A 10,883-nucleotide genomic window follows, 5' to 3' on the forward strand; every position below is an offset into this window, starting at 1 on the left:
CGGCCAGGTCGACGCCCCGGGGGCCGGGCAGCCACGGTCGGGGCGGCGGGTCGAACCGGCGTACCGGACGGGGTGGCCCGTCGACCGGCCAGCGGAACCGCCCGGCGGGCGCTGGACCCGCGACCGGGACCATCAGGGCCGCGACCGGCTCGGTCGGCGTCGGTGGTTGGCCGGGCACCGCCGCGACCAGCACCGCCAGCCCGCAGAGCTGGACGGTCAGGGCGAGCGGGAGCGCGGCGCAGAGCAGCACGGTACGGCGGATCGAACGGACGGATGGCGGTCGCATGACGGCAGCCTCCGGCCGACGCGGGGTCGTCCGCCAGCCTCGCCGACGCGGCTGTGGACAACCGGAGGTGCTGTGGACGACCACCCAACGCCCTCGATGATCTGCTATGCCCGGGGCGGTCGGACGCAGTCCACGGGCCGTCGCGCGAACGCCGCCGTACCTCCGGCGCCGTTTTCCGGCCGCCGCCGAGGGCCTAGGCTGGGCCGCGTACGGCGGGTGCCGCCGTCTGTACCGGGGAGGCTCGCATGACCACTCTCGATGACCGGACGCCGTCCCCCACCGGGCCGACGGTGGCCGACGTGAGCGGGCCGTCCCGGCTCGCGGAGCCGGACGAGACGATCAGCGCCGAGGAGTTGCAGCTCGCGGCCCGCAACCACGGCATCCCGTTGGAGGCGCTGCGCTACGACGTCACCCCGGCCGGGTTGCACTACCTGCTGATCCACTACGACATTCCGGAGGTCGACCCGACGACGCACACGCTGACCGTCTGCGGGGCGGTGGATCGGCCACTGACGGTCACCCTCGCCGACCTGCGCGAGCGGCCCCGGGTCACCCGGCAGGTGACCCTGGAGTGCGCCGGCAACGGGCGGGCCCTGCTGCACCCCCGGCCGGTCAGCCAGCCCTGGCTGGTCGAGGCGGTCGGCAACGCGGAGTGGACCGGCACTCCCCTCGCTCCGCTGCTGCGGGAGGCGGGCATCGATCCGGCCGCGGTGGACGTGGTCTTCACCGGCGCCGATCACGGCGTGGAGCGCGGGGTCGAGCAGGACTACCAGCGGGCGCTTCCGGTCGCCGACGCGCTGCGCGAGGAGGTGCTGCTGGCGTACGAGATGAACGGCGCTCCCCTGCTGCCGCAGCACGGCGCGCCGCTGCGGCTGATCGTGCCGGGCTGGTACGGCATGGCGCACGTGAAGTGGGTCCACTCCGTCGAGCTGCGGACCGAGCCGTTCGAGGGGTACCAGAACGCGGTGGCCTACCGGGTACGCCGCGACGCCGACGACCCGGGCGTGCCGGTCACCCGGATCGAGCCGCGTGCGCTGGTCCGCCCGCCCGGCTTCCCCGACTTCATGTCCCGCCGCCGGGTGCTGCGGCCAGGCCCGTGCACCCTGGATGGTCGGGCCTGGTCGGGGCACGCGTCGGTGGTCGCCGTGGAGGTGACCACCGACGGCGGGGAGAGCTGGACGCCGGCCGAGCTGGACCCGACGGACGCGGGGGACTTCGCCTGGCGGCGCTGGCGGCACGAGTGGGTGGCCACCCCCGGCCGGTACGTGCTGGGCGCGCGGGCGACCGACGCGTCCGGGCGGACCCAGCCGGTCGAGCAACCGTGGAACCGTGGCGGCTTCGCCAACAATATGGTCCAGCGGGTCGAGGTCGTGGTGCCGGCCGAGTGATCGGCGGCGGGTGTCAGGCCACGGGTGGGGGGCCCGTGGCACGGCCCGGCGGCTCGGGTGCGCTCAGCCGCCGAAGCCGGAGTCGGCGGGCAGCGAGATGTCGGGCTTCTCCAGCTCCTCGACGTTGACGTCCTTGAAGGTCATCACTCGGACGTTCTTCACGAAGCGGGCAGGACGGTACATGTCCCACACCCAGGCGTCGTGCATCTCGACCTCGAAGTAGACCTCGCCGTCGGAGTTACGCACGTGCAGGTCTACCTGGTTGGCCAGGTAGAACCGGCGTTCCGTCTCCACCACGTAGGAGAACTGGCGGACAATGTCGCGGTACTCCCGGTAGAGCTGCAGCTCCATCTCGGTCTCGTACTTCTCGAGATCTTCCGCGCTCATCGCACTCCGCCTTCCATGGCCACATCTTCCCCCACCGGCGTCGGAGGCCGAGGCTGCTCGCCCAACGCCACGCCGACGGTACCCCCTGACGCCCACGAGCGCTCCATCGGCTCATCCGGGGCGTGGCCGCCGGGCCGTCGGGCGCGCGGCGGCCGGCCGTCGCGGCCGGAGACCGCGGCGACATTGACGTACGAGAACCGGTGCTCCCGGCACGGCCCGTGCTCCCGCAGCGCCGCCGAGTGCTCCGGGGTGATGTAGCCCTTGTGCTCGGCGAACCCGTACGCCGGGTACACCCCGTCCAGCTCCACCATGAGCCGGTCCCGGGTGACCTTGGCCAGCACGCTTGCCGCCGCCACGCACGCGGCCACCCGGTCGCCCTTCCACACCGCCAGCCCGGGCACGCCCAGACCGTCCACGCCGAAACCGTCGGTCAGCACGTACTCCGGGCGGGTGGTGAGCGAGGCGAGGGCCCGGCGCATCGCGGCCAGGTTGCACACGTGCAGACCCCGGGCGTCGACCTCCTCGGCCGGGATGACCACCACGGCGTACGCGAGCGCGCGGTCCACGACCTCCGCGTACACCCGTTCCCGGCTGGCCGGGGTGAGCAGCTTCGAGTCGGCCAGCCCCTCGATCTCGCCGCGCCGTCCCTCGGGCAGCACCGCCGCGGCGGCGACCAGCGGACCGGCGCACGCCCCCCGGCCCGCCTCGTCGGCACCGGCGACGTGTCGGAAGCCACGCCGCTGCAACGCCCGCTCCAGGGCGTACAGGCCGCCCTCGCGGCGCACCACGGTACGCGGCGGGGTCAGCACGACGCCTCGTCCTGGCCCGAGGTGGTCGACTGCCCCAGCCGGGTCAGCAGGGCGGGCAGTTCGGGCGGATAGAACCGGTCGCCGCTGGCAGCCAACTCGTCGGGGAGCCACCAGCGGTGGTCGGCGATGCTGCGCCGCTCTATGTCGTTGAAGCCCGTGGTGTCCACCTGCCAGGAGTCCACCCGGAAGAGGAAGAAATCCTGCTCCTGGCGGTACCAGATGCCGTCGAAGGAGAACTCGGTCGCGTCGGACCAGACCGGCTCGCCCAACTCGACCGGGTCGAGCCGCAGGCCGGTCTCCTCGGCCAACTCCCGGGCGGCGCCCGCCGCCGGGGACTCCAGCGGATCGAGCCCGCCACCGGGAGTGAACCAGTATCGGTGCCCGGGTCGGGCCGGGTCGAAGCCCTCGAAGAGCAGGACCCGGCCGGCCGCGTCGACGAGCAGCACGCGGGCCGCGCGTCGAGGGGTGTAGACGGTCACCGCACCAGCCTGCCAGACCGACGACGGATCGCCCACGCCCCCGTCGGCCTACGGCTTGGGAATGCCGTCGAACCCGTCGGGCACGGTCAGCCAGGTGGCCCGGTTGACCGGCCAGAAGACGGTGAACGCCCGGCCGACCACGTCGTCCTCGGGGATCGTGGCCTCGGTGATGTTCTGCCCGGACTGCTGCCAGTGCTCCAGCGAGTCGCCGGAGGCCGAGCGGTGGTCGCCCATCACCCACAGGCGGCCCTCCGGCACGGTGATGTCGAACTCCTGGTCGGCGGGCTTGTCGCGGATCCCGTCCATGGAGAAGATGTACGGCTCGTCAAGCGACTTGCCGTTGATCATCAACCGTTCCTCCGGGTCGCAGCAGACCACGTGGTCGCCGGGGATGCCGATCACCCGCTTGATGAAGTCCTCACCGTCGGGGTTGCCGCTCCACTCGGTCGGAGCCTTGAACACGATCACCTCGCCGCGGTGCGGTGATCGGAAGTCGTAGACCAGCTTGTTGACCAGCACCCGGTCATCGATCTTGAGGGTGTTTTCCATGGACGGGGAGGGGATGAAGAAGGTCTGCAGCACGAAGGCGCGGACCAGCACCGCGACCAGGATCGCCACACCCAGCAGGATCGGCAGCTCCTTCCAGAAGGAGCTGCGCGGCTTGTCGGTCTGCTCGTCAATCACGCCAAGGAGCCTACGTTGCCCGGCTGGACGGCACCGTCCGGAACGCGCGGGAACCACGGAGCGCGGCTGCCAACGGCAGCATCAGCAGCGCACCGCCCTGCGGAGTCGGTCGCGCCGGCGGCGCACCGGAGGACGCCGTGGCCGGCCCGGACACGTCCTCGAACGTCGACGGCACCGACAGCGCACTCCACCGCGACGACGGCCAGACCACCGTGAAGGCCCGGCCGACCACGTTGTCGATCGGCACCGGCCCCTGGCAACGCGCGTCCTGGGAGACCTCGCGGTGGTCGCCCATCACGAAGATCTGACCGGGCGGTACGACGATCTCGTCGAAGCGCCGGGAACGACACTCCGCCGGGTTGGGCGGCAGGTCCAGTGGTGAGTCCCGCAGGACGTACGGCTCGTTGAGCGGGGTGCCGTTGACGGTCACCCGGCCCTGGCTGTCGCAGCACTTGACCCGGTCACCGGGGAGACCGATCACCCGCTTGATGAAGTCCTTCTCACCGGGGCGACTCACCCCGACCAGATCGCCGACGGTGCGGGCGAGCCGGCCGGCGACACCTGGCTTCGGCTGATCGTCGACCTGCGGCGCCCAGCGGTCGGTGCCCCGGAAGACCACCACCTCGCCGCGCAGCGGGTCACGAACGTCGTAGACGACCTTGTTGACCAGCACCCGGTCACCGACGAGGAGGGTGTCCTCCATCGAGCCGGACGGAATGAAGAACGCCTGGAGCAGGAAGGTGCGGATCAGCACCGCGAGGCAGAACGCGACCACCAGCAGCAGCGGCAACTCCTGCCAGAGAGGCATCTGCCGGCGGGTGCGGCGAGCCCGTCGGCGCCACGGATCGACGGTGCCGTCCTCGTCAAGCGTCTGCACCACGCCACTCCCCGGTCCGCAGAAACACCACCGCCCGGGAGCCTCGTCGAGGCTCCACGGGCGGTAGTGGACAACTGCCCGCCACCTGGGCGGGACCGCCGCCTCGCTGCGCCCGTACGACCAGGGTAGTGCGCTCTGGTCGGTACGGCATACGCGCAGCTCGGGCGGCGTGGCGAGCGGGAAGTCAGCTGGGCTGCTTCTCCCGCTTCTCCTTGATCTTGGCCTTCTTGCCGCGCAGCTCGCGCAGGTAGTAGAGCTTGGCGCGACGCACGTCACCGCGGGTCACGACCTCGATCCGGTCGATGCCCGGGCCGTTGATCGGGTAGGTCCGCTCGACGCCGACGCCGAAGCTGACCTTGCGGACCGAGAAGGTCTCGCGCAGACCGTCACCCTGGCGGCGGATCACGACGCCCTGGAAGATCTGGACACGGGACCGGTTGCCCTCGACGACGCGGGCGTGCACCTTGACGGTGTCACCGGCCCGGAAGTCGGGAAGGTCGGTCCGCTTCGACTGGGCGTCAAGGGCGTCCAGGATGTTCATCGCTGCGTCCTCGTAAGGCTCACGGCGCACCGTCACTCGGTGCGCGGGTGGGTGATTCTGATTCCCGGGTGGTGATCGGCGGACCGACCCCGGTCGGGGATCCTCGCAGCCGACCGCGGGCGCGGACGGATGCGGCAACCCCCCTACTTTGCCACATCCCCCGGCGGAGGTTGAAATCCGGCCTGGTCCAGGGCCGCGATGTCCCGTTTGTCGAGCCGGTCGGCCGGCAGCGCGGCCAGCAGGTCCGGACGGCGGGCGGCGGTCCGCAGCAGACCCTCCTCGCGCCGCCAGCGGGCGATCTTGCCGTGGTCACCGGAGCGGAGCACCTCCGGCACGTCGTGCCCACGCCAACTCGGCGGCTTGGTGTAGATCGGCGCCTCCAGCAGCCCGTGCGCGTGCGACTCCTCGTCCAACGAGCCCGCGTTGCCCAGCACCCCCGGCAGCAGCCGGGTGACCGCCTCCAGCATGACCAGGACCGCGACCTCACCGCCGAAGAGCACGTAGTCACCGAGCGACACCTCGGTGACCGGCATCCGGGTGGCGGCGTGCGCCAGGACCCGCTGGTCGATCCCCTCGTACCGGCCGCAGGCGAAGAGCAGATGCGGCTCGGCCGCCAACTCGTACGCCATGGCCTGGGTGAACGGGGCACCGGCCGGCGACGGCACCAGCAACCGGGGCGGCGGGGCGTCGACAGGCGCGAGGGCGTCCAGTGCCTCACCCCACGGCTCCGGGCGCATCACCATCCCCGGCCCGCCACCGTAGGGGGTGTCGTCGACCGTGCGGTGCACGTCGTGGGTCCAGGTCCGCAGGTCGTGCACGGCGAGCTGGAGTACGCCGTTGGCCCGCGCCCGTCCGATCAGCGACAGGTCGAGCGGGGCGAAGTACTCCGGAAAGATCGACACGACGTCGACGCGCATGCGGGCTGGTCCTAAAGGTCGAGCAGACCGGCTGGCGGGTCGACGATCACACGTCCACCGGCCAGGTCGACCTCCGGGACGATCGCCCGGACGAACGGGATCAACGCGGTACGCCCCTCGGGCCGCCGCAGCACCAGCAGGTCGGACGAGGGTGCGTGGTCGATGCGGGCGACCTCGCCCAGGCGTTCGCCGGCCGGCGTCACCACGGCCAACCCGACCAACTGGTGGTCGTGGAACTCCTCCGGGTCGTCCGGTGGGGCCACGTCGGCGCTGTCCACCACGAGCAGCGTCCCGCGCAGCGCCTCGGCGGTGTTGCGGTCCAGGATGCCCTCGAACGCGATCAGCACCCGACCCTGGTGGAAGCGGGCTTCCTCGATGGTGAGCTGCGCGGGGACCTGGAACGGCACCCCGGGCTCATCGGTGGGTGGAGGGGGTGTCGCCCCCGGCTCAGTGCGCAGCACTGTGCCGGGGGCGAACCGTGCCTCGGGCTCGTCGGTCCGCACTTCCACGGTGACCTCACCGCGGACACCGTGCGGCTTGCCGATCCTGCCGACGACGAGCTGCATCAGTACGAGTCGACGATGTCGACGCGAACCCCGCGGCCGCCGATGGAGCCGATCACCTGGCGCAGCGCCTTGGCGGTCCGGCCGGACCGCCCGATCACAGTGCCGAGGTCCTCGGGGTGCACGCGGACTTCGAGCCGCTTGCCCCGACGGGAATCGACCATCCGCACCCGGACGTCATCCGGGTGGTCGACGATGCCCTTGACCAGGTGCTCCAACGCCGGACGCAGTGGCATGTCAGGCCTGCTCACCGGCGTCGACAGCGGCCGGGGCCTCGGCCGGAGCCTCGGTCTTCGGCGCCTCGGCAGCCGGAGCCTCGGCCGGAGCCTCGGTCTTCGGAGCCTCGGCAGCCTTGGCGGCCTTCTTGGCCGGCTTGGCCGGGGTCTCCGGGGCGAGCCCGGCGGCGGCCTTGGCCTCAGCCTCGTACGCCGCCTTGCGGTCGGCCCGCTCGGGGGCGACCAGGAGCGGCGGCGGGGCCGGCAGGCCCTTGTACTTCTGCCAGTCACCGGTCAGCTCCAGCAGCCGCTGCACCGCCTCGCTCGGCTGAGCGCCGACGGACAGCCAGTACTGGACCCGCTCCGACTTGACCTCGATGATCGAGGGGTCTTCCTTGGGCTGGTAAACCCCGACGAACTCGATCGCCCGACCGTCACGCTTGGTGCGCGAGTCGGCGATGACGATGCGGTACTGCGGGTTGCGGATCTTGCCCATCCGCAGGAGCCGGATCTTTACGGCCACAGTTGTTTCGCTCCTGTTGCGATCTCACCGGCCCAGGCGGGCGGTGTGCATGGGTGAGCGCCGACCGGACCCGTGGGGTTGGGCCGGAGACTACTCGGTGGACTGGCGACGCGCCCGGGTTAGAGGGCGCCGGACGCGCGCCGGATACCAGCGACCCATTCTGCCAGATCCGCTGTCGATCGCGCGCATCGGACCCGTACACCGCGCTGCCGGTGACCTGGAACACCGCTCAGCGCACCGGCGGACGATCCCATCCTTGCGGGAGTTTGTCCGGTACGACCCATTCCGGCGGGGGTGTGAAGTCACACCAGGTGCCGTCGAACGGGAACTCGCCGGCCTCGGCGAGCGCGATCACCCGCTCCCCCTCGGCACGGACCGCCTTCTCGTCGGTCACCCAGTAGTCGTCACCGAAGGCGAGCCGCTCGGCGAACTCGTCCTCGTCCTTCCACTCCCAGCTGAGGTCCGGTCGCACCACGACGTCCAGGTCCTGGTCGACCATGTCGACACCGGCGACCGGGCCGTCGTCCCAGCGGACGGCGGGCTCCTCCAGGTTGACGTACCAGTTGGCGAACCGGCCCCGCTCGTCCCGGAACCACCAGACGGAGTGCGCCGCCCCGGTGGGCAGGAACTTCAGCAGTGGCGGGCCATTCCACCGGCCCTCCGCCAGCCGGTACGTCGGGGTGATCCAGTCAGCGAACGGCAGCGCCCGCATGGTCAGGCCCGCCGCGTTCACCTCGTGCGCCACCGGCGAGTCCCGGGCGATCCAGAGCAGCAGCCCTCGCTCGTCGTCGAGGACCACCCGCGCCGGCCGGGCCCACCCGATCCGCCCCAGCCGCACGTTGCGGTGCACGATCAGCCGGCCCGGCGTGAACCGGTCGACCGGGTTGCCCGGCCGCACCTCAGTAGGCGCGGGCGAGGATGGCGACCAGATCGGGCTCGTCCTCCGAGTCCGGTACCGAACCGTCGGCGCGCAGCAGGCAGCGCACCGTGACGCCCTGACCGTTCGCCTCCGCCTCGCCGGCCACGCCCACCGCCGACCACGGCACCCGCGCCCAGCCGGTCGCGGCGGCCTCGATCGCCTCGGCCAGGGTGGCCACCTCCACCGTGCGCGACTCGCGGTTGGCCAGCGCCTGGTCGTGCAGCACCTGCTGGTCGGTCTCCAGGGCGGCCAGCACCGCGGCGACCACGTCGGCCACCGGCGTCGGGGTCTTCGAGCCGTCGGTCCGACGCACCACCGTCGCGTTGCCCACGGCCAGGTCACGGGGGCCCACCTCGACGCGTACCGGATAGCCGCGCAGCTCGGCGTCGACGGCCCGGCGGCCGAACGGGGTGTCGGTCCGGTCGTCGAGCGCGACCCGGACACCGGCGTCGCGCAGGCCGTCGCGCAGCTTGGCCGCCGCCTCGCCGACGCCGTCACCGTCCTTGACGATCATGACGTACGCCTGGATGGGCGCCAGCCTCGGCGGCACGCGCAGGCCGTTGTCGTCGCCGTGCGCCATGATCAGGCCACCCAACATCCGGGTGGACGTGCCCCAGGAGGTGGTCCAGGCGTGCTCCCGGCCGCCCTCCTTCGAGGAGTAGCTGATGTCGAACGCCTTGGCGAAGTTCTGGCCCAGCTCGTGGCTGGTGCCCAGCTGCAACGCCTTGCCGTCGCCCATCATGCCTTCGCAGGTGTACGTGGCCGTCGCCCCGGCGAACCGCTCGCGCGTCGTCTTCAGGCCGACCACCACCGGAATGCCGATCACGTTGACCATCAGATCCTCGTACGCCTCGTGCAGGATCCGCCGCGCGTACGCCCGGGCGTCCTCGCGGGTGGCGTGCGCGGTGTGCCCCTCCTGCCAGAGGAACTCGCTGGTACGCAGGAAGATCCGCGGACGCAGCTCCCACCGGACCACGTTCGCCCACTGGTTGAGCAGCAGCGGCAGGTCCCGGTACGAGTCGATCCACTTGGCCATGAACTCGCCGATGACCGTCTCGCTGGTAGGACGCACCACGATCGGCTCGGCCAGGGGCTTGCCACCACCGTGGGTGACGACCGCCAGCTCCGGCGAGAAGCCCTCGACGTGCTGCGCCTCGCGCTTGAGGTAGCTCTCCGGGATGAACAACGGGAAGTACGCGTTCTCCGCACCCGCCGCCTTGATCCGAGCGTCCATCTCAGCCTGCATACGCTCCCAGATGGCGTAGCCGGCCGGTCGGATGACCATGGTGCCGCGAACCGGGCCGTTGTCGGCCAGCTTCGCCTTGGCGATCAGGTCCTGGTACCAGCGGGGGAAATCCTCCGCACGGGGAGTGAGCACGCGTGCCATGACCGCACATCCTATGCGCCACGCGGGCGGACACCGCGTCCGGGAGTCGCCACGCCGTGCGCCGGCGCACTCCGCGCCCGCCCGGTGCCCCTCCCGCCTCCGTGCGGTGCCATCCCACCGATGGTTCGCGACGACGCCGGGCGAGCCGACAACGCCGGGCGAGCCGACGACGCTGGGCGGGCCGAGGGTGCGCCCGTAGAATTCGACCACCATGGCTACCTCGACGGGCTCCCCACGCCAGCGGCTGCGGGACGCGATCGTGGACGCCGCCCGCGCGCGGACCATCGCCGCCGGATGGGACGCGGTCCGGATGGGCGGAGTGGCCACCACGGCCGGGGTGAGCCGGCAGACCGTCTACAACGAGTTCGGTAGCAAGGCGGGCCTCGCCGAGGCGCTCGCCCGCGCCGAGGTGGACCGGTTCGTCGGCGACGTTCGCGACGCGCTGCTCGCACACGGCTCCGACGTCCGGGCCGGCGCGTACGCCGCCATCGCGCACACCCTCTCCACGGCGGCGGACAACCCGCTGGTCAAGGCGATCCTGACCAGCGCCCGGGGCGGGTCGGACGAGCTACTGCCGTACCTCACCACCCGTGCCGAGGTGGTGCTCACCGAGGCGTCCGGAGCACTGATCGACTGGGCCGGCGACCACCTGCCCGGAGCGGACCAGGCCGCGCTGGCCTTCGCCGCCGACACCATCGTGCGCCTGGTGGTCAGCCACATCGTGCTCCCCCGCGAACCAATCGAGCAGACCGCGACGGCCCTCGCCGACCTGGCCGTACGCCTCTTCAGTGCCGCCGCCACCCGCCCAGCCCCCTGATCCCCGCACCCCGGGCACCCCCCTGACCCCCACACCCGCTCGCCCATGCCCGCGCCCGCCCCGCCGGCCGACGCCCCCGCACCGCACACCC

General features: G+C 72.0%; 14 protein-coding genes and 1 pseudogene. 2 read left to right on the forward strand and 13 right to left on the reverse strand.

What is annotated here, in order from left to right; translation table 11 throughout:
• Nucleotides 1-286, reverse strand: a pseudogene (locus PSH25_RS07345) (murein hydrolase activator EnvC family protein); the annotation flags it as partial.
• A 245-nt stretch (nt 287-531) separates the two neighbouring features.
• Here PSH25_RS07345 and PSH25_RS07350 point away from each other — a divergent pair.
• Entirely contained in the window at nt 532-1,674 is a 1,143-nt protein-coding gene (locus PSH25_RS07350) for a sulfite oxidase (RefSeq protein WP_238658279.1), read from the forward strand.
• Nucleotides 1,675-1,737: 63 nt separating this feature from the next.
• Here the strand turns inward: PSH25_RS07350 and PSH25_RS07355 are convergent, their stop codons facing one another.
• The 12 genes from PSH25_RS07355 to proS all read right to left on the reverse strand — a co-directional run bounded on the left by PSH25_RS07355 (nt 1,738) and on the right by proS (nt 9,975).
• On the reverse strand, nt 1,738-2,061 hold the full coding sequence (locus tag PSH25_RS07355; protein WP_007075222.1) for a DUF2469 domain-containing protein: 324 nt from the start codon (nt 2,059-2,061) through the stop codon (nt 1,738-1,740).
• Nucleotides 2,058-2,870, reverse strand: a complete 813-nt coding sequence (locus PSH25_RS07360; protein WP_238658280.1) for a ribonuclease HII — start codon at nt 2,868-2,870, stop codon at nt 2,058-2,060. Before PSH25_RS07360 ends, PSH25_RS07355 begins: the two co-directional genes overlap by 4 nt.
• A complete protein-coding gene (locus PSH25_RS07365; protein ID WP_238658281.1) occupies nt 2,864-3,349 on the reverse strand; it encodes an NUDIX hydrolase in 486 nt (161 codons plus the stop codon). Before PSH25_RS07365 ends, PSH25_RS07360 begins: the two co-directional genes overlap by 7 nt.
• A gap of 48 nt (nt 3,350-3,397) precedes the next feature.
• A complete protein-coding gene (lepB, locus tag PSH25_RS07370; protein ID WP_196921530.1) occupies nt 3,398-4,033 on the reverse strand; it encodes a signal peptidase I in 636 nt (211 codons plus the stop codon).
• A 10-nt stretch (nt 4,034-4,043) separates the two neighbouring features.
• Nucleotides 4,044-4,913, reverse strand: coding sequence for a signal peptidase I (gene lepB, locus PSH25_RS07375; protein WP_238658282.1), 870 nt, complete (start codon nt 4,911-4,913; stop codon nt 4,044-4,046).
• 181 nt (nt 4,914-5,094) lie between these two features.
• A complete protein-coding gene (gene rplS, locus PSH25_RS07380) occupies nt 5,095-5,451 on the reverse strand; it encodes a 50S ribosomal protein L19 (RefSeq protein ID WP_030487486.1) in 357 nt (118 codons plus the stop codon).
• 143 nt (nt 5,452-5,594) lie between these two features.
• Nucleotides 5,595-6,368 (reverse strand): tRNA (guanosine(37)-N1)-methyltransferase TrmD, encoded by a 774-nt coding sequence (gene trmD, locus PSH25_RS07385; protein WP_238658283.1) that lies wholly within the window; start codon nt 6,366-6,368, stop codon nt 5,595-5,597.
• A gap of 11 nt (nt 6,369-6,379) precedes the next feature.
• The gene (gene rimM, locus PSH25_RS07390) at nt 6,380-6,934 is read right to left on the reverse strand and encodes a ribosome maturation factor RimM (protein WP_238658284.1); all 555 of its coding nucleotides are present in this window, start codon (nt 6,932-6,934) and stop codon (nt 6,380-6,382) included.
• Nucleotides 6,934-7,194 (reverse strand): RNA-binding protein, encoded by a 261-nt coding sequence (locus tag PSH25_RS07395; protein WP_238658289.1) that lies wholly within the window; start codon nt 7,192-7,194, stop codon nt 6,934-6,936. Before PSH25_RS07395 ends, rimM begins: the two co-directional genes overlap by 1 nt.
• A complete protein-coding gene (gene rpsP, locus PSH25_RS07400; protein WP_238658285.1) occupies nt 7,169-7,669 on the reverse strand; it encodes a 30S ribosomal protein S16 in 501 nt (166 codons plus the stop codon). The genes PSH25_RS07395 and rpsP overlap by 26 nt, the downstream gene beginning before the upstream one ends.
• 229 nt (nt 7,670-7,898) lie before the next feature.
• Nucleotides 7,899-8,567: a ribonuclease FAU-1 family protein gene (locus tag PSH25_RS07405; RefSeq protein WP_238658286.1), complete on the reverse strand. Its 669-nt coding sequence runs from the start codon at nt 8,565-8,567 to the stop codon at nt 7,899-7,901.
• Between the two features lies 1 nt (nt 8,568).
• Nucleotides 8,569-9,975, reverse strand: a complete 1,407-nt coding sequence (gene proS / locus PSH25_RS07410; RefSeq protein ID WP_238658287.1) for a proline--tRNA ligase — start codon at nt 9,973-9,975, stop codon at nt 8,569-8,571.
• A gap of 211 nt (nt 9,976-10,186) precedes the next feature.
• Between proS and PSH25_RS07415 the strand changes: the two genes are divergently transcribed.
• Nucleotides 10,187-10,792 carry a TetR/AcrR family transcriptional regulator gene (locus PSH25_RS07415; protein WP_238658288.1) on the forward strand — a complete coding sequence of 202 codons (606 nt, stop codon included), beginning with the start codon at nt 10,187-10,189 and terminating at the stop codon, nt 10,790-10,792.
• The last annotated feature ends 91 nt before the right edge of the window (nt 10,793-10,883 follow it).

It is taken from the genome of Micromonospora foliorum, from assembly GCF_022229015.1.
Lineage (GTDB): Bacteria > Actinomycetota > Actinomycetes > Mycobacteriales > Micromonosporaceae > Micromonospora > Micromonospora foliorum.